We start from the raw sequence: 23479 nt of genomic DNA, 5'->3' as shown, positions 1-23479 counted from the left end.
ACTTTCCGTCGCTTTCATCTTTCTTTCCGTCGCTCCAGCCTTTCTTTCCGTCGCCCTGACTTCTATCTGTCACTCTGGCGGTTCTTTCCGTCGCTTTCACCTTTCTTTCCGTCGCTCTAACTTCTATCCGTCACTCTGGCGGTTCTTTCCGTCACTTTGACCTTTCTTTCCGTCGCTTTCATCTTTCTTTCCGTCGCTCCAGCCTTTCTTTCCGTCGCCCTGACTTCTATCTGTCACTCTGGCGGTTCTTTCCGTCGCTTTGGTCTTTCTTTCCGTCGCTCTAGCCATTCCTTCCATCGCCCTGACTTCTATCCGTCGCTTTGGCGGTTCTTTCCGTCGCTTCGATCTTTCTTTCCGTCGCTTTGACTGTTCTATCCGTCGTTCTACCCATTCCTTCCGTCGCCCTGACTTCTATCCGACACTCTAGCGCTTCTTTCCGTCACTTTGACCTTTCTTTCCGTCGCTCTGATCTTTCTTTCCGTCGCTCCAGCCTTTCTATCCGTCGCTTTGACTTCTATCTATCCCTTGAACTTCTATCCGTCACCTTCGCACCTCTATCCTCCACTTTGACTATCTATCATTTATTTCTATCAGGCAATGCAATGATTCTAGTCCTATTCATAAGAAAAAAGGTGCCTCAAATGAACTTTGAGACACCTCTGATTATTAACCTTTTACATAATAAACTTCTTGGCCACTTTCGATGATATGATCAGGCTTCGGTTTACCAGCATTTGCTTTATGACCAGCAATATGTTCGGGACTCTTCTCCCAGTTTTTCCATGCTTCTTCTGATTCCCAACGAACCACAATTAGCACTTCTTCATCACCACGTCGTACTTTTTTTACAAGCACTTGCTTATCAACAAAGCCCGGCTGTTGTTCAAGCAATGATGGACCATCTTTTTTTGCACCAAAACGCTCAACGACTTTATCCGAATTCCCTTCCGTAACGACAATACGTTTAATTTGTACAAACATATTAGTTAAACACCTTTAGAACATCTTCAACTTTTTGAGTTTCAGAAGTTAAACCGCCACCAGATAAATACCAAACTTGTGGATCTAAATAAACGATTTTACCGTTTTTCGCAGCATTAGTAGCACCAACAATTTCGTTTTCAATTGCAGCTTTTGTACCAGACTCACCTTCTGGATTTACAGCAGCATCACGGTCAACTACGAATAAAATATCTGGGTTTGTGTCACGTACATATTCGAAGCTTACATTGTCGCCATGTGTATCGACTTTAACTTTTTCATCAGCAGCTTTCACACCATATACATCATGAATCACACCGAAACGTGAACCAGGACCATATGCAGATAATGAACCTTCATTTGCTAAAACGATTAAAGCTTTTTCTTTAGCTGAAGCTGTTTTAGCTTTAACTTCTTCTACTTTTGCTTCGTATGCAGCAAATGCATCAGCAGCTTCTTTTTCTTTACCAAAAATCTTACCAGCTAATTCAGTTTTTTCTTTGAATGATTCCACGAAATTTTGATCATCTACACCTACAAATACAGTTGGCGCAATTTTAGATAATTCATCGTAAGCAGATGCTTGACGACCAGAGATGAAAATAATGTCTGGATTCATAGAAGAGATTGCTTCAAAATCAGGCTCTTTTAAAGAACCAACATTTACGTAATTTTTATCAGTATATTTGCTTAAGTATTTTGGAACTGATTTTTGTGGAAGCCCTGCAACTTCAACACCTAAAGCATCTAAAGTATCAAGGAAACCATAGTCAAATACAACAACATTCTTTGGTTGCTCTTTAAGCGTTACTTCTTTAAAAGTTTCTTTACCATCCTTGATAGCTGGGATTGTTAGTGGGTAAGCTGTAGCTTCTTCCTTTTGATCCACTGCAGACTTGTTATCGGTTGAAGAATCTTTATCTTCTTTTTTTGCTTCATCTTTAGAACCGCAAGCAGCTAATACTAATAGCATCATCGCCATTAATACAGTAAGTAATTTCCAATTTTTCATTGTAAAATTGCTCCTTTATTTTTCAGATGGACATTTCCATCTATTATTTTTTTAAGAGTTAAAATATACACAAATGCGACAGCCGTCCTGTTCTTGAACAGGGATATCCATATCATAGATTTCCTTAAGCGCATCAGAGTTGATGATGTCATTTGTTGGACCGTCTTTGACAACACGTCCATTTTTTAATGCGACAATATGATCAGAGTATACGGAAGCAAAGTTAATATCATGTAATACGATGACAACCGTTTTCCCCAGCTCATCAACGAGCTTTCGCAAAATTTTCATGATTTGCACAGAGTGCTTCATGTCTAAGTTGTTAAGCGGCTCATCAAGCAAAATATAGTCTGTATCCTGCGCAATAACCATTGCAATAAATGCACGTTGACGTTGACCACCAGATAATTCATCCAAATAATTGTGCTGAAGATCCTCTAAATTCATATATTGAATTGCTTCATCAATCTTTAGCTCATCCTCAGGCTTCAAATTCCCTTTCGAATAAGGAAAACGCCCAAATGAAACAAGCTCACGAATTGTTAGGCGAACATTCATATAGTTTGACTGTTTTAAAATGGATACTCGCTTCGCAAAATCGTCCGATTTCCAACGACGTACATCTGATTTATCGAGTAATACTTCCCCAGTGTCTGCATTAAGTAAACGGCTTACCATTGAAAGCAATGTTGATTTACCTGCGCCATTCGGTCCAATAAAAGACGTAATTTTCCCTGGTGCAACGTCGACACTGACATCTTGAATGACCGGTTTTTTCCCAAAAAACTTAGAGATTTCTTTTACTTGGATCATCCTGCTGACCTACTTTCCTTCAATAATAAGTAGATGAAGTACACGCCACCTACGAAGTTTATAATAACGCTTAGTGTTGTATCGAAATTAAAAATACGTTCGACCATCCACTGTCCACCGACCAAAGCTACAATACTCATCACACAAGAACCTGCGATTATCACAGAGTGCTTGTACGTCTTGAAAAATTGATACGATAAATTTGCCACGATTAAGCCAAAGAATGTAATTGGCCCAACAAGAGCTGTAGAAACAGCAATTAATATTGAAGATAAAATGAGCATACGCTGTACAAGCTTGTCATACGGTACCCCTAAATTAATTGCTGTATCACGTCCAAGAGACATTACATCTAATTGGTTCATGTGACGCCAGCCATAAATAAAGGTAATGATTATGACAACACCTGCAAGCCATACTAAATCCGAATTGACATTGTTGAAGCTTGCAAACATTTTACTTTGTAAGCTTAAAAACTCATTCGGGTCTATTAAAACTTGGAAGAATGTAGTTACGCTTCCCAAAAACGTTCCGACAATCATACCGACAAGCAGCAAGAAATAAATCGGACGTTTTCCTTCCTTGAACAATACGCGATAAAAAATCACCGCAAAGACAACCATAGCTAAAACAGCTAGTAAGAAATTGTATTTTGCATTAATTACGAATATCGACATAGAGCCAAAGAAGAAATAGATGAACGTTTGAACCATCATATATAATGCATCAAGTCCCATTACACTCGGCGTTAAAATACGGTTATGTGTAATCGTTTGAAAGACTACTGTTGAATAAGCAATCGCAATCCCTGTTAACGACATCGCTACCACTTTAATAATGCGACGAGGAAACGCGTAATGATAGTTACCATTAAGTCCATAAAATACATACAGTAAAATAGATGCTACAGCCAAACCTAGTAAAATCAACATTTTTGTACGGTTACGCATATGCTTTCCCCCTAAATAACATAATTAGGAAGATCGCACTTCCGATGACCCCGACTGTCATACTAATCGGAATTTCATAAGGGAAAATCAGCACACGCCCTATAATGTCGCAGAATAATAAGAACGACATACCTAGTAATGCTGTATGAGGCAATGTCTTAGCAAGGTTATCCCCTTTGAACAGCGAAACTATATTTGGAATGATTAAACCAAGGAACGGTATCACACCAACTGTTAGCACCACCGTCGTCGAAATAAGTGCTACTAACACTAAACCTAAATTCACAACGAATTTATAGGAAAGACCAAGGTTTTTTGCAAAATCCTCACCCATTCCTGCCACTGTGAAACGGTTCGCATAAATGTAAGCTAAAATCAGCACGGGTACACTTATGTATAAAAGCTCATAACGACCTTTCATCATTAATGAGAAATCTCCCTGTAACCATGCAGAAATGTTTTGGATAATATCCGCCTTATACGCAAAGAACGTTGTAATTGACGAAAGGATATTCCCAAACATTAAGCCAATAAGCGGTATAAAGATCGCATCTTTAAACTTTATTCGATTTAATATTTGCATAAACAATAATGTGCCGGCTAAAGCAAATATGAAAGCGAAGGAAATTTTTTGAAAGTACGAGACATTTGTGAAAAACATCATCGAAATTAATATCCCCAACTTTGTAGCATCTAACGTACCTGCTGTCGTTGGTGACACGAACTTATTCCTACTTAAGCTTTGCATAATTAAACCAGCAATACTCATACCTGCACCTGCTAACAAAATTGCTACAAGTCTCGGTATACGACTAATAAAAAATAGTCTAGTTTCTTCTGATTCGAAGTCTAATAGATCACTCGGTTTTATATCAACTACTCCGATAAATAGTGAAACTATAGACAGCACAACAGTTGCTGTTAAAAGATATCTTTTTTTCATTGTAATCCCCGGTAGATTCATTTTTGCTCGTAACACTCATTGAAAATGATTATCATTACTCACGATTCTCATTATAAGCGTGTTTCTATTCTCAGTCAACCTTCAATTGAGAATTATTCTCGTTTTATTTGAGAATCCTTAAAAAATGAGTATTCTCAACGGAATATTTACATTTAGTGTTATTTCTGAAGATTAAAATTTCTACATTTTTTACACAAATAAAAAGGTAATTGAGAATAAAATACTGTTTTCTTCTCAATTACCTTATCAAATTAATTATGCCTGCCGCTGCCGCTTCGCTTTCGCGCAGTAAACATTTGTAGCTGCCGCTTCGCTTTCACTACAGATAAACAATGCGTCCGGAATCGGCTTTGTGCTTAGGCCTGCGTGAGGGCCGACACGATGTCGGTCATTTCGGTAATGCCACAGGACGTGGCGTTTTTACCGATGCAGGTCAGTTAGCCGTTATCGCATGGATGCGATGATTTTTAGGCTAACATCCTTTATTAACTACTTTCCGATTCTGTGACATCCGCCGGAGGCTTTGGGCCAACAGAAGTTTTTTGCGCGAAAGCGTAGTGCTAACGCAGTGTCAGCAACGTGTTTTGACTGAGCTTCTCTATTTTAGCGGATGTATGGACACCCACGGAAAAGTGACTTAAAACCACATTCATCTTATCACCTATAGAAATGAGATACTTCAGCTGAAGAAGTTAAGCTATTCGTCGAACGCCTTTTAACCATGCAAAAATAATTAAAATGATTAATATAAAACCGACATATCCCATGACAGCATATAGCTTAGCTACAAGCGTTGTAAAACCGGCAAGACTTGCTAAAAAGGCCAAACCACCGATAAAAACGGCAGTTACCTTAAAACTAGCCTTATTAGGTTTTAAAAATCTCACCATAAATGAATAGAACATCCCCACTGCTGTATTATAAATCATCCCTAATAATGAAAAGGACATCAATAGACCAATCAGAGGATGAATTTCATTTGCCAAAGCTAGCATTGGTATATCAATGCCAACGATTACATTCATTTTTGCAAGAAGAGACAGGTTAATAAGTAGAATTAAAGCTCCAAGCAAAATCCCACCAATAATACCTCCCAGCCCTGCCACTTTTTCATTGCGAATAGACCCACACATAACAGTTAAAAGCGAAAAACATACACCGATATTAAAAGACAAATACAGTACAGCAGTAACCCACCAGCTTGTAGAACTTACCTGTGCTCGTTGTGCAATAACAGCTTGTTCGACAAAGGTTAAATCCATCGTAGCTAATGAATAGATTGCTATTATCGAGACAATTGCTAGCAGATAGGGTGTAGCAATTGCAATAACGTTTATGATGCTCTTCACATCCATCATAACTGTCGCTATAGTAAGTACAATCATACAAATGCTCCCCAGCCAAACTGGTAGTCCAAACATTTGATGTAACGTAGCACCTGCTCCTGCAAACATGATTACTGCTACACCGAATAAGAAGAGCGATAGTAAATAATCCATCACCAAACCTACAGCATTACCTGAAATTTGATAAATTAAATCTTTGTGCGATGTCGTACGTAATCTTGAGCTAATTTGAGCAATGCACATCCCTACAAAGGCAAATCCAACTGTAGCAATAAGTGCACCATAAATTCCTTGAAAGCCATAGCTCGTAAAATATAGTACGATTTCCTGTCCTGATGCAAATCCCGCACCGACGATAATTCCTACATAGGCACCACCGATTTGCAAACTTTTTTTCAATCAGTTCTCTCCCTGTTTATCCTATTATTGGGATCATCACCAAAACGTATGGTTGATTTCCATTCCGACTGGGCGCTTTGTTGTTGCTGTCGCTACGCTTTCGCACAGATAAAACAATTGTTGCTGTCGCTACGCTTTCGCACAGAGCAAAGCTTCTTAGGGGCGTCCAGCCTCCACTCCAATCAACTTATTTATATAGTAGACGTTTTATCAAAAGCCATCCACAACATTTGGTGATGAACCTATTATTGATAGACCTTCTTACTGATTGTTAACTTATCGATTACTTTCATATTAGGTGTATATCCAATTCCGGTCGTTTGCGGCACACGAATATAACCATCCTCTACAATTACTTCAGGTGTAATGATATCCTCATACCAATAATGACTAGAGCCTGCAGTATCCCCAGGCAACACAAAATTAGAAAGCGATGTTAATGCAATATTATGTGCTCGTCCGATTCCTGCCTCTAACATACCGCCACACCAAACAGGAATATTATTTTCCTTACATAAATCATGAATTCTTCTTGCTTCTGTTAAACCGCCTACACGTCCTATTTTTATATTAATAACACCACAACTACCAAGCTCTATAGCTTTTCGAGCATCTTCGTAGGAGGTGATGCTTTCATCTAAGCAAATAGGCGTTTTTAACTTTCGCTGTAGCTTAGCATGATCGACAATATCATCAACAGCTAACGGCTGCTCAATCATTAATAGATTAAATGCATCCAGTTGCTGCAATACATCCATATCGTTCAATGTATACGCAGAATTAGCATCTACCATCAAAGGCAGATCTGGCATTTCAGCTCGAATAGCACGAATAACTTCTACATCGTGACCGGGCTTAATTTTCACTTTTACTCGTTTATAGCCTTTATTTACATGGCCTTTTAATAATTCAATTAATGCATCTGTGGAAGATTGAATACCTACGCTAACACCTACCTCTATTTGTTCCTTAACTCCGCCTAGCGCTTGAGCAAGTGATTGCTTCGTTTGTTGAGCATAAATATCCCAAATAGCCCCTTCAATAAAGGATTTCGCCATGCAATTACGACGAATAGGGGAGAACAAAGCACTGACTTCATCTGGATGCCCTATCTCTTTATGTAACAAGATGGGGATTAAGAAGTCTTCAAGCATATGCAATGTTGTTTTTAACGTCTCTTCTGTATACCACGGCGCTACAAAGGCAACAGCTTCTCCCCATCCTACAGTTCCTGATTGATCTATCGCTTCTATAAGTAAGAACTCTTTTTCATCAATTGTGCCAAAACTCGTTGTAAACGGTGCTTTCATAGGCATTTTTATATGTCTCACTGTAATCTGTTCTAATTTCACAAGATTTCACTCCTTATCCTTATTATAAAGCTAATAAGGAGCGTCTGACTAATAGATAGCTATGAACATAGTCCTTATTCTTTTTTACTCGAACAATTGCATAATTTTGTTCAAACAATGTCGTTAAAATAGTACGTACTTTATAACGCCAGTCCTCTGCAAGCCCTGGACTCTCCACTTTCATCTTTTGTGAAAATTGAGGAATGGGCAATAAATAGGCGTCCTTATAATATGATTGCTCTTGCTGAAATTCACCATCAATATCGAGCACTGGTAAGCCATCTACCGTTAAAGACCACGGTACAATTCCGTCAGCTTCTTCTTCCAGTTCATCTAAGGAGTCCTCCACTCGGTCGCGTTCAATCCACCATTCAACAACAATTCGATCTGAAGGTAGCCCATCGTTAAAATCATCCTTGAGCGGTCCATAATAATCATTTTCGTACTGAAAACTAAAGGCATTGAGCTTCAAAAATGATAAATTAGCCATACATGCTTCTAGCGGATCAAATAGCCAAATCACAAGCTGAAACCCATGTTCTTTTGCATATTCCTGTTGGGCATGCTTTAATAATTCACCTACACCTTGTTCACGATATGTTTTCTCCACACCAATCATGTGTGAGTGTAAATATATTTTCCCATGTCGACAGCCAACAAAGCAGTAGTTAAAGCCAATCAGCTTTTCGTCTAAATACGCTCCAAGGATTAATCCACCATTTTGTACAGCTGCTAACAATTGATGTGAGGGAATAGCCTGACTCCCCCAGATACTTTCATTCAAAATTTGTACTTCTGCAATCTCTGTAGGTGCCATTATTTTTTGAATACGTACTCTCTCTAACATTATGCTGATCCCTCCTTTGTATTCCCCGACTCCAATGCTAATAATACCGCTCTTGTAAGGATTTCAACCCCCGTTACAAGCCTCGCCTGCTTAAATTTCATCTTTGGATGATGTAGGCCTGGTGTTACACCACAGCCTAAACCTAACATCGTAGATTTTAAATGCGGGCGTTGAACTGCATAGTGATGAAAATCTTCTCCTCCAGGTGTATGAACCGGCTTTCTTAAATTCGACAACCCGGTTGCTTGCACGAGTGCTTGCTCCATAATATATTGAGCAGTTGGGTCTACCTCAGCAGCTACTACATTTGCTACTGTACGTAATTCAATCTGCACTTTATGCAAGACCTTGGAAGAATCAATAACCCTTTTTACTCCCTGCACAAGTGCATCCATCACATCATTTTGTTGAGCTCGTATATCAATGGTAAACGATGCACTCCCAGGAATAATATTGCCGGATTCTCCTCCAGCATGGAATTTGGTCATCTTAATTGATACAGGAACCATTGGGTCAGTATGAAGCGTTCTTAAATCTTCGATAATAGTTGCTCCTACTTCAATAGCGTTCACGCCGAGATGCGGTCTTGCAGCATGAGCATCTTCTCCAATGATTTCCCCCTCAAGTAATCGAGAGGCTCCATGATACAATGCGGCACAATATGTACCATCTTCAAGCTCATGGACTGGCCTTACATGGACACCAAATAAAAAGTCTAAATCATCAATGATTCCTTCTTTTAAAACTGATAAAGCACCAGTTCCCTTTTCTTCAGCTGGTTGAAAAATCACACGAATTGTACCGCTGAATGATGGAGCAAGCTCTTTCAAAAGTAATAGAGCACCGATTGCCATCGTCATATGTCCGTCATGGCCACAGGAGTGATTCGCACGAAATTCACCATCTACTTCCTGCCATAACGCATCAATGTCCGTACGCAAACCGACTTTAGGACTACCACTTCCTACATCAACATAAAGTCCTGTACTGTTTTTAAAGCGTATTGGTGAAAACCCTTCACGTGTTAGTAAATCAACAATATAATTTGTTGTTTCTACCTCATGCCAGCTTATTTCTGGATTCGCGTGCAAATACGTGAAAATCTCCATTAATCTTGGCCTCAAACGACTTAAAGCTTCCTTCATAGTATCCAACCCCTTAAATTATCATACTATTAAGATTATTATAACGAAAATGAAACCTTTTCACACAAAAACATATTCCCTCATTCAGAAAATTAACTACATGATATAGTAGATAAATGGCTCATCGCATAACGTGTGGTTGATTTCCGTTCCGGCTGGGCGCTTTGTTGCTGTCGCTTCGCTTCGCTCCAGGGTCTCATCTGTGACGCTGATCCCCAAGGAGTCGCCCAGCCTCCACTCCAATCAACTTCTTTACATAGCATACGTTTTAAAAAAATGTCATCCTAAACTTTTGATGATGAGCCAAAAAAATAATACTTAGAGTCATTAGAAACATTGAGTCTTAGATTATAAAAATGGTTATTCATTATATATGTTTGAATGCTTTATGTCGTTCTATTCGTCACTTTTGTTTCTACGGGCACAACTTTCAACTTTCTGACGAATAGTTGCCCACTTCCTCGGTTTGTTAATTCAAACACTAATATCAAATGCTCTTTAATACAAAAAAAAGATGCAAGTACAGTTATTTGAATAACTGCACTTGCATCTTTTGATTAATTAATACCTCGCATAGCTTTTGAAATAATTGGCGAAAGCACTAATATTACGATCCCGAAAACAATTGATAATGAGCCTAAGAAACCGAAGTATGTGAATTCACTTACCACTTCATAGACTTTTACAAGTTGTGCGTTGATTGCTTGCGCTGCTGCGCTTGTTAAAAACCAAAGTGACATCGTTTGTGCAGCAAAAGCCTTCGGAGCCAATTTTGTAGTAACTGACAACCCTACTGGCGATAATAATAACTCCCCAACTACAACTAAAAAGAATGATAATACTAACCACCATGGACTTACTAAATCTGTACCACCAGATAAATACGCTGGTAGCATCATCACTAAGAATGACAATCCTGCAAAGAATAATGCATAGGCGAATTTACGCGGTGTAGATGGTTGCTTATCTCCCCATTTCATCCATAACATAGCAAATAACGGAGCCATTGTAACGACGAATAAAGGGTTTAACGATTGGAACCAAGAAGATGGAATATGAAAACTACCAATATCCAATCGTGTACGACTATCTGCATACGTTGCTAAAATAGTCGCCCCTTGTTCTTGGATTGCCCAAAACATTACAGCCGATAAAAACAAAGGAATATAAGCGAGTATGCGAGACTTCTCATCCTTAGTTGTTTTCTCACTTCTATACATATAAATAAAGTACACCGTTGGAATTACAATACCTAACATCGTAATAATTAAACCAAAAACATTCACTGTTAGTACGCCAGTTTTGATACCAATTGCCCCAGCAATAATAATAAGTAGCGCTATAATCCCAAATCGTGTAAAGACTTTTTTTCGTTCTTCAGGCAGTAACGGGTTGTTTACCTGTAACCCTGCTAACCCTAAATATTTTTTTCCTGTTAATTTAAAAATAATTAAACCAACTAACATTCCGATCCCTGCTGCACCAAAGCCTAGGTGGAAATTATACTGTTGTCCAATTGTTCCGACAATTAATGGTGCAAGGAATGATCCCATGTTAATGCTCATATAGAAAATTGAAAAGCCTGCATCACGACGACTATCTGTATCAGCATACATATCTCCGACAATGCTTGAAACGTTCGGTTTTAATAAGCCTGTCCCAATGACAATAAAGAACATTGAAACAAATAACATGCTTACGCCACCAGGTAACGCTAGCAGGAAATGTCCAAACATTATGAACACTCCACCATAGAAAATGGTTCTACGTGTACCTAGTAATCGGTCAGCAATCCAACCACCGATAATCCCCGACATGTAAACCAGTGATCCGTAGATGGCCATAATGGAGTTCGCTAGTCCACGATCTAGGCCTAAGCCGCCTTCATGCAATTCATAATACATAAAGAAAATCAGAATTGCTCGCATACCGTAGTATGAGAATCGTTCCCAAAATTCAGTGAAAAATAATGTAAAGAGCCCTTTAGGGTGTCCGACAAAGCCATTTTGAGGGACGGATTTTACAATTTCATCTTTAGTAGACATAAAAATATCCTCTCCCGATTTCATTATTCAATGATAATATTATTACCCATTTACAATGGATAAAACTTTATTTCATCATACTAAAGCGTTTTCAAAACTTTTTCAAGAGTTTTAAAAAATGTTGAAATTTTGGACCTTTTCTTTAAATTCAGAATGATTTTCGTTGAATTATAGCAAACCTATTGATATTCCTAAGTTTTCTGATTCTTTAATACCCACTAAATTATAAATCGTTATAAAATTATTCTAAAATATTTTATAGTCAGACTTTTTACTTTTTAAACAAAAAAGCTTGTATTATCTATAATTTCATTCATAGCGATATAAATTCTCTTTTCCGATTACAAAAAAGCACGCTAGAAACACAATGTGCTTCTAGCATGCTTTTAAAACAATGATGTTATTCATTATTTAATGACATATTGTTGGAATTTTGCATAATCCGCTTCTTTTAACTCTAGCGTTAGCAACGTACCATTTTCTTCATATGCTGTTTCAAAGACAGAGGCGTATTCATTTAAATAAGAGACAATATTCCCCTGTTCATACGGAATGAGCATATTACATGTTACATAATCAGAGAAAATATGCTGACGTATCATTTGCAATAATTCTTCTAATCCATTCCCTTGCTTCGCAGAAATCCAAATATTATCACCACTAATAACAGGATAAGGAACGTCTGCTATATCCGCTTTATTATACACATAAATTGTCGGAATCCCTTCAACGCCAACTGCCTTAAGCGTTTCATTTGTTACATCCATCATAAAGCCGTGCTCAGAATTGGAAACATCTACAACATGGAGTAGTAAGTCGGCGTCACGAGCCTCTTCCAACGTTGAGCGGAATGCCTTCACTAAATGATGCGGTAATTTACTAACGAAACCAACTGTATCTGTTAATAGGAATGTCTTTTTATCAGATAATTCTATTTGACGGACGGATGTTTCAAGTGTGGCAAAAAGCATGTCCTTCTCAAACACTTGTTTATGATCTTCTTGCCCTATTTTCGAAAGTAGCTGATTCATAATAGTTGACTTACCAGCATTCGTATAGCCGACAATGGAAACGACAGGGATAGCATTTTTACGTCGTTGTTTACGCTGCGTCTCCCGTTGCTCCTTTACATGCTCAAGCTCCTTCTTTATTTTCGAAATCTGATCCTCAATTTTCCGACGGTCCAACTCGAGTTTTGTCTCACCAGCACCACGGTTTTTAAAGCCACCACCTGTGCCACCACCTTGACGGCTGAGAGATGCATGCAAGCCGACTAAACGAGGTAGCATATATTGCAATTGTGCTAACTCGACTTGCATCTGTGCTTCACTTGTTTTAGCACGACGTCCAAAAATATCTAAAATCAACATCGTTCTATCAATAACCTTCGTCTCTAAATCACGCTCTAAATTACGGATTTGTGAAGGTGATAATTCATCATTAAAAATCACTAAATTCGCTTGTGCTTCATCATAAAAGTTTTTTATTTCTTCAATTTTTCCAGTACCAACATAATGAGATGGCGTAATGCGCTCTAAATTTTGTGTGACAATGCCGGCAACTTCAACATTCAAAGCTTCAGCTAAATTTTTTAGCTCCTCCATCGAATAATCAAAATGCTCATCATTCCGTAGATTTACGCCAACTAAAACAGCTTTTTCCAACAATATATCTACTTCTTTAATTCTATCCATCCACAAACCTCCCACCAAACTTTGGTGCTACTACGACAAATTTTCTTCATCTTACCATATAATGTCCTAATTCGTGTCGTTTAACATATATATCGTAAAAAATGCGCCTTTATGCAAAAGGCGCATTTCATTTTTACTTACGTTCTTCTTTTAGTAATACTTCAGTACGATTGAATTCGTCTTCAATATCTTTATTCGGTTTATATGTCAAAATGCTGACAATAACGGCTACAATTAAGCATACTAAGAAGCCTGGAACAATCTCATATAATGTATCAGCTAAGAACTTTATTTTCCCCCAAACAAAGGCAGTTGCTGCACCTGCCACCATCCCACTGAGCGCTCCGTAATTCGTTAATTTTCTCCAATATAAGGACAGCAATATTACAGGTCCGAACGCTGCACCGAAACCAGCCCAAGCAAAGCCTACTAAGGCTAAAATAGAACTATCTGGATTCCATGCTAAAATCCCTGCGACAATAGCTACAACTAAAACAGCCACACGACCAACAAAGACATAATGTTTATCATCTGCTGTTTTATTAAATAGAGCCTTGTAAATGTCTTCAACAAGCGCAGACGAAGTAACAATTAATTGCGATGAAATTGTACTCATAACTGCGGCTAAAATGGCAGCTAGCATTATACCTGCAATAAATGGATGGAATAAGATTTGACCAAGTACAATAAATACTGTCTCAGCGTCCTTTAATTCACCTGCATTTTGCTCATAATAAGCCACACCTACTAAAGCTGTTGCAATCGCTCCGAATAAACTTAATATCATCCAACCAATACCGATACGACGAGCCTGCGTTGTTTCTTTTACTGAGCTTATGGCCATAAAGCGGACGATAATATGTGGTTGTCCAAAATAACCTAGTCCCCATGCAAGTGATGAAATAATTACTGCAGCAGTTGCATTTGAAGATAATAAGCTTAGGTGTTCAGGATTTACAGCTTTAATGGATGTTATTGTATCTCCAATTCCACCTGTCAAAAACAAACCAAATAACGGTACACTTATAAGTGCAAAAAACATAATAAGTCCTTGTAAAAAGTCTGTATAACTAACTGCTAAAAATCCTCCAAACAATGTGTATGCCACAACAACAGCAGATACAATTAATAAGCCAGTATGGTAGTCATAGCCAAATGAGCTATCAAAAAACTTACCCCCTGCAACCATTCCTGAAGAAACATAAAATGTAAAGAAGATTAAAATAATGATACCTGACGCAATTCTTATTAGTTTAGTGTTGTCTCGTAAACGATTATCTAAATAACTTGGAATAGTAATTGAGTCATTAGCAACTTGTGTATATACACGCAGCCTCGGTGCTACTAATAGCCAATTCAAATATGCGCCAATTGTTAAACCAACAGCAATCCAAGCTTTGGAAAGTCCAGCTAAATAGATTGCACCCGGCAAACCCATTAACAGCCAGCCAGACATATCTGCTGCACCCGCGCTCAGCGCTGTAACAGCAGGGCCTAGCGAACGCCCCCCAAGCATGTAATCCGTTAAATTTGATGTTTTCCTAAATGCATACCAACCTATTCCTAGCATGGCGATCATATAAATAATAATCGCAAGTAATTGATACATGTTTTCAGACATACTTTTCCCCCTGTTTCCCCTTGGTGTGTTGTTGCTGACGCTTTGCTTTCGTTACAAAAACAATTGCTGAAATAAATTAAAATGTCAGTATAATTAAAATACCACAAATATACAAAATATCCTATAAATATTCAAAAAGTGTATTCTGAAATTTATACTAGCATTGCACTTCAAAAAGTGTGTTAAACTAGTGCCATCTATAACACGATAAAGAAGGCGAAACGTATGACATTTGAAGAAATGAAAACTCAGCTTATGGAGCGGATTTTACAGCAGCAACTCGTTACTGCTACGATCAGTCAACCACGTATGAAATCAAACGAAGTAAAACGTATAAAGCTAAAACCATTATTACTTAAGGATACTTATCATATACAAGTTGAATATCAATTTGAACGTATTTTAAAACATGAAAATGTTCTATTAGAAGATTTTCATGAGAAGCTAGAAGCATTTTTTAACGATTACCGTCAAGCGCATATTGATTTTATTGATGAAAATATACAAGTACAGCTATCAAAAAAGAACAAAGTCCTATGGAAATCTGATAAATCCTCAACGCCAAAGCAAGTTAATTTAGCGCATAATCGCAAGAAAAACTATTTACTGGCAGAGGATAAGCCGTACCCATTTTTAATTCGTCTTGGTGTGCAAACAGAAGAAGGCAAAATAAAGAAACAAAAATACGATAAGTTTAAACAAATCAACCGCTTCATTGAATTTATTGATGATGCATTAAGCTATTTGCCAAAAGATCGTCAAGTTCGTATTTTAGATTTTGGTTCAGGCAAATCCTATTTAACATTCGCCCTATACCATTATTTAAAAATCGAAAAAGGCTTAGACATCCGTGTCACTGGTTTGGATTTAAAGAAGGAAGTTATTGAAGAATGCTCACGAATTGCACAGGATTTAGGCTATGAGCAGCTCGAATTTCTAGTAGGAGATATTAATGATTATAATGAGGAGTCTGCTGTGGACATGGTGGTAACTCTACACGCTTGTGATGTTGCCACTGATATGGCATTAGCACGTGCTGTGAAATGGGGAGCAAGCGTTATTTTAAGTGTCCCTTGTTGCCAGCATGAGCTAAATCGCCAGCTTAATACACCAGCATTAGATATCATGCTTCAACACGGTCTCGTACGCGAACGTTTTGCAGCGCTCGCAACAGATGCAATCCGAGCGGAAATTTTATCCCACGTTGGCTATGAAGCACAATTGCTAGAGTTTATAGATATGGAAAATACACCAAAAAACATTTTAATACGAGCCTATCATACAGGTAAAAAGCCGAGCTCTGAACAGCGAGCCAATTATGATGCCTTTATAAAGTTGCTAAATGCCAAGCCATTTTTAGCAAATGAATTACAAGCTTACTTATAAAATTCGCTGTATTTATGGTCGCAGAGTAAATTTTCTCTCTTCTTTCGCGGGCATTTTATGAGGATGCGAGGGTATTCGCTTTCCTTCCGCGAGTATTTCATGATGAAGCGCGGGTATTCTCTATCCTTCCGCGAGTATTTCATGAGAATTCGCGAGTATTCTCTATCCTTCCGCGGGTATTTCTAATTTGCGCAATTCAAATTAACAGGGCGGTCCAATAATTTCTGGACCGCCCTTACTATTATAGTTCTTGTCGTAATGCTTGAATAACGTCAATTTTCGTGGCCTTACGTGCTGGACGATAGCCTGAAATCATTGCTACCCCAATACTAATCGCTGATGCAATAAGAACAAGCTGCCAAGGAATAAGGGAAAATGTAATGTCATTTCTACTAAAAGCATCTTCCCCTGTTGCAGCTTTTAGAATTAAAGGTAATGCAGCATTTGCTACAAAGCTAATAACATATGAAATGGCTACCGCTATCAACGTACCAATAATACCAATGAATGTACTTTCCATTAAGAACAATCGTTGAATAAGCTTAGGACTTGCTCCAATCGCCTTTAAAACACCAATTTCTCGAGTTCGTTCTGTAACAGCCATTGTCATTGTATTGAAAATGCCAATCGAGGCGATCAAGACAGCAATTGTTCCTACAAATATTAAACCAATTTTTAAAACTAGGAAAAATACATTCATTTGATCCAATTGTTCAGTAACTGAATAAACGCTATAGCCCTTGTCTTTTAGTTTGTCTAATATCGGCTTTACATTTTCCATGCTATCTGCAAAAATATTAAATTCCGAATAAAACATTTCATCCTCTTTAACATTACCAGGTGCTGCTAAATTTGTAGCTATCATCGGCTTTTCCTCTGTATCCATATAGATAGAGTTATTGATCATCCAATCATAAGAAGGCTTCTTCATAACACCGACAATCGTATATTTCATTTTCTTTGTCTCTTCTGCCCCATCAGTACGTGGCATTAATGATAACTCGATCTCTTTACCAATTAATGAGTCCTTATAACCTTCCTCACTACCATTATAATACGTGTCTTCTGCTTCAGCTTTTTTACTCTTTTCTTCAATAATTTTACGCTCAGCATCATTGACTAATGTTTGAGCAAAATGATAACCTACAACGATTTCGTTTGGCTTTGTTGGATACTTTCCTTCTTCAAGCTTGCCATTCACTTGCTCAAAATCATGCATATTAGCAACGAATAAATCTGATTGTGTATCACGGTCCTCAAAAAATGAATGTGCAGATGCATTGACAGTAATCGTTTCGAGTACTGTTTCCACATGTTCTATACCTTTTATTTCATGTATTTGGTCCTCTGTAAATTGATCATTACCAAACACTTGAATTTTCGTCACTTTTTCATTTGATAATATTTCATTACGTATGGAATCCTGAAGCCCAAACCCAACTGATGCGAGGACAATCAAAAATGCACAGCCCATCGTTGCCGCTAGCACGGTCATAAACACACGTAATTTATTTTTCTTTATATGCTGTTTAACAAAATCTAATTGATCTTTAAATAACATATTATGCTTCCTCCTTTACAAGTTCCCCATCGTACATGCGGAAACGTCGATGTGCTATCGTTGCTACTTCCTCGTCGTGAGTAATGATGACAAATGTTAAACCAAGCTCACGGTTTAGGCTTTGAATGAGTAGCAATATATCTTGCTCTGTTTCCGAATCAAGACTTCCTGTCGGCTCATCCGCCAACAAAATAGGAGGATTTGTAATTAAGGCTCTTGCAATACTTACACGCTGTTGCTGACCACCCGATAATTCATTTGGGTAATGGTCTGCCACCTCTGTTAACCCAACCTTGTCCATTAATTTTTTTACCTTTTCTAGACGCATGTCTTTCTTGATACCCTGTAACTTCAAAGGTAGTTCAATGTTTTCAAATGCCGTTAAGCCTGGCATCAGTTGAAAGTTTTGAAAGATAAATCCGAACTGTTGCAAGCGAAAAGCAGCACTTTCTATTTCAGTGAGATGAGCTGTTTCCATTCCGTGTACCTTAATAGATCCTTGCTCAGATTTCATAAATCCAGCTAATATTTGTAATAAGGTTGATTTCCCGGAGCCACTTTTACCAACAATTGCAACAATCTCTCCTTTTTTCACCTCAAAATTGACACCCTTTAATACCGGAACCTGCTTTTCCTTGCCTTTCTTTCCAATTAAAAATGTATGTTGTAAGTTCTCGACTTGAATCATTTTCAAAAAACTCCCCTTTCACCTTCTTTAGATTCATCACCAAAACATGGGGGTTGATTTCCGTTCCGGCTGGGCGCTTTGTTGTTGCTGTCGCTTCGCTTTCGCACAGATAAAACAATTGCTGACGCTTCGCTTTCGCGCAGAGCAGAGCTTCCTGGGGGCGTCCGATGAGCCGCTTCACTCGCGAGGCTCGCTCCAGGGCCTCGGGCCAACACGATGTTGGTCACGAAGGCGTTATCACAGGATGTGATGGTTTTAGCCTTCGTTCCTCTATTGCTGATCCCCAAGGAGTCGCCCAGCCTCCACTCCAATCAACTTCTATACATGAATATGCTTTTAACAAATATCATCCCAAACTTATGGTTATTAACCCTTCTTTCTTCATTGTAGTAAATAATTCTTAATAAAGTTGAAGGATAAAAATGAAGATATTCTTAAGAAAATGGAAAACTATTAGCAAAACAATTCCTTTACATTCTCTTTACAATTCATCCGAAAATTTTTCGAAATTTTATGTCCGAATAGTATCTTTTTGTATTAAACAGAGGAAAATCTCTTTATAAAACCTATCTTAAAGGCATTTTTCCTGTATTAGTAAAAACAAACACAGTGATACCTTTCTTATTTTGTGAACAAATTTTATATTACAGGATTGTAAAGTTTTCTGTAGAATTGAAGAATTTTATGTAGATAATTTAAAGATTTTGTTATGATAGTAAAGTTTAGAGGCTAATTTATTTATATCCAGGAGGATTCGATTTACATGCTTAACTCAAAAAAACAAGACCCTTTCTTTATAGCTTTGCATAAAATTGCTGAGAATATGAGAGAGGCTGTACATTACGCAAATGATTTTCGTATTAACAGTGTGGCTGACTTAAAAGAGATTAGCATTACTATGAAAAATTACGAAACAGCTGGTGATAAGCTCATTCATGAACTAATCGTGATGCTAAACAAATCATTTATGACACCTATCGAACGCGAAGACATTCTAGAATTCGCCATTCGTATGGACGACGTATTAGATGGTACGGAGCATTGTATCGCTCATTTTGAGATGTTCTCTCTAACTGAGGTTGATGAATCAATGCGTACTTTCTTAGGCTATATTTCAAAAAGTGCTGATGAAATTGTTAAAGCAACGGAAGAGTTAAAGAAAAAGAATCTTATTGGCATGCGCCCACACTCAATTCTTATTAAGGACTATGAACGTGAATGTGATGAAGTACAACGTTCGTCTATTAAACAACTATTTTTAAATGAAAAAGATCCAATTCGACTTATTAAATATAAAGATATATATGAACAACTTGAAGATATCGCTGATCATTGCCAAAACGTTGCAAATACTATGGAAACAATTATCATGCGTAACGCGTAATTAGGAGATGGGCACTTACAATGAACACAATCATTATACTAACTGTTCTGGTCGTTATCTTTGCCCTAACATTTGACTTTATCAATGGCTTCCATGATACAGCAAATGCTATAGCAACCTCAGTTTCCACTAGAGCATTGAAACCTCGTGTAGCTATCATGATGGCTGCGACGATGAACTTTATAGGAGCTATTACCTTTGTCGGTGTTGCAAAGGCTTTAACAAAAGACATTGTAGATCCTTTCTCTTTAAATGCTTTTGATGGAGACACGACCGGATCAGTCGTTATTTTAGCAGCATTAATCTCCGCTATTATCTGGAACTTACTAACATGGTATTTCGGTATTCCATCGAGTTCTTCACATACTCTGATTGGGTCCATTGCTGGTGCAGCAGTTGCATCTGCTGGCTTCGGAGTTTTAAACTATGGCGGTTTTACTAAAATCCTTATGGCCCTAGTGCTATCACCAATTCTTGCAATTTGCGCCGGCTTTATTATGATGACACTGTTTAAATTATGGTTTAAAAACTTAAATTTATATCGTACGAATAAAGGTTTCCGTACAATGCAAATTTTCACTGCCGCAATTCAATCTTTTACACATGGTACTAACGATGCACAAAAGGCAATGGGGATTATGACGATGGCGTTAATCGCTGGTGGTTTGCATTCAGGAGATGACATTCCTTTCTGGATACGAGCTGCAGCGGCAACTGCAATGGGGCTTGGTACTTCTATCGGCGGCTATAAGATTATTAAAACAGTCGGCGGTAAAATTATGAAAATCCGTCCTGTGAACGGAGTTGCAGCAGATTTAGCATCTGCATCAGTCATCTTCGGTGCTACATTAATTCACCTACCAGTATCTACAACACACGTTATTTCTTCCTCTATCATGGGTGTTGGCTCTGCACAACGTGTACGTGGTGTGAACTGGGGGATGGCGCGAAAAATCGTAACTACTTGGGTTATTACAATGCCAATTTCTGCAGTTATGGCAGCTATTATTTACTTTTTGTTATCGTTATTCTTTTAATTTGAAAGCATACTAAGACTCCTGTTCCTTGTTGAACAGGAGTCTTTACATTGTCACACGACAAAATGTGACACATCCTTTACACTATGTTAAAAGGAGGATAGTACCTACAATGAAAACTTTTTCAGCCTTTATAACAGCCCACGCTAAAGCTATCGTAGCCTTATGGTTCGTAATTTTCATTACTATGGCTATGTTTGCCATACAACTTCCAAGTAAGCTTCATGGAGATGGTTTTTTTGTTAAAGGCGATCATACCTACGTAACAAATGAGCTTGCGAAAACATTTGATTTGCCTTCCGATACAATTTTGGTCGTCTTCAATCCAGCTGACGATAAGAAAATTCAAGATACAATAAAAAAATTAGAAAAAGTGAAGGAGATTCATTCAATCCAGTCACCACTTGATGATGCTTCTTTACAAAAGAATGGTATAGCTTATGCCATGATTCATATGAAAAATAATGTTGATCATCTACCTGATGTTGTGAAAGACATCCGTTCATTAATAGAGGATGACGGTGTGAGCATTACAGGCGGGCCTGTTATTTCAGCAGACATCAATACAGCAAGTCAAAAGGATTTAGCATCAGCGGAAGCAATAGGCTTACCAATCGCTATCATAGTGCTATTACTTGCTTTCGGTACTGTCGTAGCCTCAATCTTACCCATCATTATCGGCATTGTTACTGTTGTAACTGCGTTTGGAATTTTGACTTTGTTTAGCGGTAATATCAATTTATCAATTTTTGTATTAAATATAGTACCAATGCTTGGACTTGCATTAAGCATCGATTTTGCCTTGTTGTTTATTAATCGATATCGCGAAGAACGTGCCCATGCATCCATTGTACAGGCTATTCAAACAGCGATAGAGACAGCTGGCCGTTCTATCATCTTTTCTGCTGTTTGTGTCATGATCGGCTTAGGTGCCATGATTGTCATTGACGTCGAAATTTTTCACAATATCGCTTTAGGAGGCACAATCGTTGTATTTCTTGCAGTACTTTCTGGCTTAACCTTGCTACCTGCTACGATGATGCTAATAGGAGATAACCTAAATAAATGGCGTTTATTACGTGTAAAGCCTGGTGGAGCAAATCGTTGGCGTGGCTTTGCTGGCTTTGTCATGAAACATCCAGTGACCATCGTTATTGTGGCATTACTATTACTAGGTATTGGTATGATTCCGTTGAAGGATATTAAACTTACAATTCCTCAGGTGGATTCATTACCAACAAAATATGATGCACGTGCAGCTTATGATCAGTTAGATAAAACATTCGGACTTGGCGATACCTCAACTTTATATTTGCTAGCAGAACGTAAAGAAGGCTGGGAAGATCGTGAGGCAAGAGAGCTTATTTTCAATATTCAAGAACAATTACTTGATGACCCTCTAGTGAGTCATGTATCAACCATTTATACGACGGCTAACATTAAATCTCCCGAGGAACTGACTGCTTCTTTGAAAATTCCTCAAGTGGCAGAACAATTAACACCAATACTAAATATGTTTTCTAAAGATAAGCAACTCTTTATCCCAATTACATTGGATGCAGCCGGTTCATCAACTACCGCTCAACAATTCGCTCGAACATGGAAAGATAAAGATTTAGGTGTGGATTTTGCTCTTGGAGGTCATGCGAAATTCAATCAAGAAATTTTCGATGAAATCTCTAATAAAATTTTCTTGGCTGTATCCATTATTATCGTTTCAACGTTCTTTATATTAATGCTCGCTTTCCGCTCTATTTTAATCCCACTGAAAGCGATTATTATGAATATCATTGGACTTTCCTCAGCCTTCGGTATTCTCGTCTATATTTTCCAATACGGACATTTGGGGATTGAAGCCGGTACAATCGTCCTTATTATCCCGGTGATTGTATTTTGTCTTGTATTCGGCTTAAGTATGGATTATGAAGTCTTTTTAATATCACGCATTCAAGAGGAATATCAAAAAGGGGCGGATAATACACGTGCTACGATTGACGGTCTAACCTCTACAAGTCGTATCATTACGTCAGCAGCACTTATTATGATTGTTATTACAGGGGCGTTCGCTTTTACAGATGTAATGCCAGTGAAGCAAATTGGGGTTGGTATAGCTATTGCAGTCGCCCTCGACGCAACTATTATTCGTCTCATGCTCGTTCCAAGTCTTATGAAGCTATTTGGGGACTGGAATTGGTGGCTCCCCTTCGCGAAGAAGCAAAAATAAAAAATCCGCAACCTTCCGTGAGCTCTTCCT

The 23479-nt window shown here is 38.1% G+C and carries 19 protein-coding genes; 5 read left to right on the top strand and 14 right to left on the bottom strand.

Features of this window, described 5'->3' with window-relative positions; all coding sequences use genetic code 11:
* Nucleotides 1-666: 666 nt before the first annotated feature.
* From ACIQ7T_RS10445 to putP, 12 genes are all read right to left on the bottom strand, one after another.
* Entirely contained in the window at nucleotides 667-981 is a 315-nt protein-coding gene (locus ACIQ7T_RS10445; RefSeq protein WP_370080036.1) for an antibiotic biosynthesis monooxygenase family protein, read from the bottom strand.
* Nucleotide 982: 1 nt separating this feature from the next.
* Nucleotides 983-1993, bottom strand: coding sequence for a siderophore ABC transporter substrate-binding protein (locus tag ACIQ7T_RS10440; RefSeq protein ID WP_402870164.1), 1011 nt, complete (start codon nucleotides 1991-1993; stop codon nucleotides 983-985).
* A 51-nt stretch (nucleotides 1994-2044) separates the two neighbouring features.
* On the bottom strand, nucleotides 2045-2806 hold the full coding sequence (locus ACIQ7T_RS10435) for an iron ABC transporter ATP-binding protein (protein ID WP_370080040.1): 762 nt from the start codon (nucleotides 2804-2806) through the stop codon (nucleotides 2045-2047).
* Nucleotides 2803-3756 (bottom strand): iron chelate uptake ABC transporter family permease subunit, encoded by a 954-nt coding sequence (locus tag ACIQ7T_RS10430; protein WP_370080042.1) that lies wholly within the window; start codon nucleotides 3754-3756, stop codon nucleotides 2803-2805. The genes ACIQ7T_RS10435 and ACIQ7T_RS10430 overlap by 4 nt, the downstream gene beginning before the upstream one ends.
* Nucleotides 3749-4699, bottom strand: coding sequence for an ABC transporter permease (locus ACIQ7T_RS10425; RefSeq protein WP_370080044.1), 951 nt, complete (start codon nucleotides 4697-4699; stop codon nucleotides 3749-3751). The genes ACIQ7T_RS10430 and ACIQ7T_RS10425 overlap by 8 nt, the downstream gene beginning before the upstream one ends.
* Nucleotides 4700-5412: 713 nt before the next feature.
* Entirely contained in the window at nucleotides 5413-6465 is a 1053-nt protein-coding gene (locus ACIQ7T_RS10420; RefSeq protein WP_370080046.1) for a YkvI family membrane protein, read from the bottom strand.
* 245 nt (nucleotides 6466-6710) lie between these two features.
* Nucleotides 6711-7817: an o-succinylbenzoate synthase gene (menC, locus tag ACIQ7T_RS10415; RefSeq protein ID WP_370080048.1), complete on the bottom strand. Its 1107-nt coding sequence runs from the start codon at nucleotides 7815-7817 to the stop codon at nucleotides 6711-6713.
* A 22-nt stretch (nucleotides 7818-7839) separates the two neighbouring features.
* Complete coding sequence (locus ACIQ7T_RS10410) at nucleotides 7840-8664, bottom strand: GNAT family N-acetyltransferase (protein ID WP_402870161.1); 825 nt, start codon at nucleotides 8662-8664, stop codon at nucleotides 7840-7842.
* Nucleotides 8664-9809, bottom strand: a complete 1146-nt coding sequence (locus ACIQ7T_RS10405; RefSeq protein WP_402870158.1) for a M20 peptidase aminoacylase family protein — start codon at nucleotides 9807-9809, stop codon at nucleotides 8664-8666. The genes ACIQ7T_RS10410 and ACIQ7T_RS10405 overlap by 1 nt, the downstream gene beginning before the upstream one ends.
* Before the next feature lie 557 nt (nucleotides 9810-10366).
* Nucleotides 10367-11854, bottom strand: coding sequence for a peptide MFS transporter (locus ACIQ7T_RS10400; protein ID WP_402870155.1), 1488 nt, complete (start codon nucleotides 11852-11854; stop codon nucleotides 10367-10369).
* 407 nt (nucleotides 11855-12261) lie between these two features.
* On the bottom strand, nucleotides 12262-13548 hold the full coding sequence (hflX, locus tag ACIQ7T_RS10395; protein ID WP_370080056.1) for a GTPase HflX: 1287 nt from the start codon (nucleotides 13546-13548) through the stop codon (nucleotides 12262-12264).
* 133 nt (nucleotides 13549-13681) lie between these two features.
* Nucleotides 13682-15169, bottom strand: coding sequence for a sodium/proline symporter PutP (putP, locus tag ACIQ7T_RS10390; protein ID WP_402870152.1), 1488 nt, complete (start codon nucleotides 15167-15169; stop codon nucleotides 13682-13684).
* A 225-nt stretch (nucleotides 15170-15394) separates the two neighbouring features.
* Here putP and ACIQ7T_RS10385 point away from each other — a divergent pair, with 225 nt between their 5' ends.
* The gene (locus tag ACIQ7T_RS10385) at nucleotides 15395-16555 is read left to right on the top strand and encodes a class I SAM-dependent methyltransferase (protein WP_402870149.1); all 1161 of its coding nucleotides are present in this window, start codon (nucleotides 15395-15397) and stop codon (nucleotides 16553-16555) included.
* Nucleotides 16556-16796: 241 nt separating this feature from the next.
* Here ACIQ7T_RS10385 and ACIQ7T_RS10380 read toward each other — a convergent pair whose 3' ends face one another.
* Both ACIQ7T_RS10380 and ACIQ7T_RS10375 read right to left on the bottom strand, forming a co-directional pair.
* Nucleotides 16797-18116, bottom strand: coding sequence for an ABC transporter permease (locus ACIQ7T_RS10380; protein ID WP_402870147.1), 1320 nt, complete (start codon nucleotides 18114-18116; stop codon nucleotides 16797-16799).
* Nucleotide 18117: 1 nt separating this feature from the next.
* Entirely contained in the window at nucleotides 18118-18804 is a 687-nt protein-coding gene (locus tag ACIQ7T_RS10375; protein WP_370080063.1) for an ABC transporter ATP-binding protein, read from the bottom strand.
* A 167-nt stretch (nucleotides 18805-18971) separates the two neighbouring features.
* Between ACIQ7T_RS10375 and ACIQ7T_RS10370 the strand changes: the two genes are divergently transcribed.
* From ACIQ7T_RS10370 to ACIQ7T_RS10355, 4 genes are all read left to right on the top strand, one after another.
* Entirely contained in the window at nucleotides 18972-19208 is a 237-nt protein-coding gene (locus ACIQ7T_RS10370; protein WP_402870144.1) for a hypothetical protein, read from the top strand.
* 359 nt (nucleotides 19209-19567) lie between these two features.
* A complete protein-coding gene (locus tag ACIQ7T_RS10365) occupies nucleotides 19568-20188 on the top strand; it encodes a DUF47 domain-containing protein (protein ID WP_249074778.1) in 621 nt (206 codons plus the stop codon).
* A gap of 20 nt (nucleotides 20189-20208) precedes the next feature.
* Nucleotides 20209-21225, top strand: coding sequence for an inorganic phosphate transporter (locus ACIQ7T_RS10360; RefSeq protein WP_370080067.1), 1017 nt, complete (start codon nucleotides 20209-20211; stop codon nucleotides 21223-21225).
* 112 nt (nucleotides 21226-21337) lie between these two features.
* Nucleotides 21338-23449: an MMPL family transporter gene (locus ACIQ7T_RS10355; RefSeq protein WP_402870142.1), complete on the top strand. Its 2112-nt coding sequence runs from the start codon at nucleotides 21338-21340 to the stop codon at nucleotides 23447-23449.
* The last annotated feature ends 30 nt before the right edge of the window (nucleotides 23450-23479 follow it).

The organism is Lysinibacillus sp. NPDC096212 (assembly GCF_044763105.1).
In the GTDB taxonomy this organism is placed as follows: Bacteria; Bacillota; Bacilli; order Bacillales_A; family Planococcaceae; genus Lysinibacillus.
The sequence above is the reverse complement of the archived record's forward strand: the minus strand, read 5'-3'. Positions and strand labels throughout refer to the sequence as shown.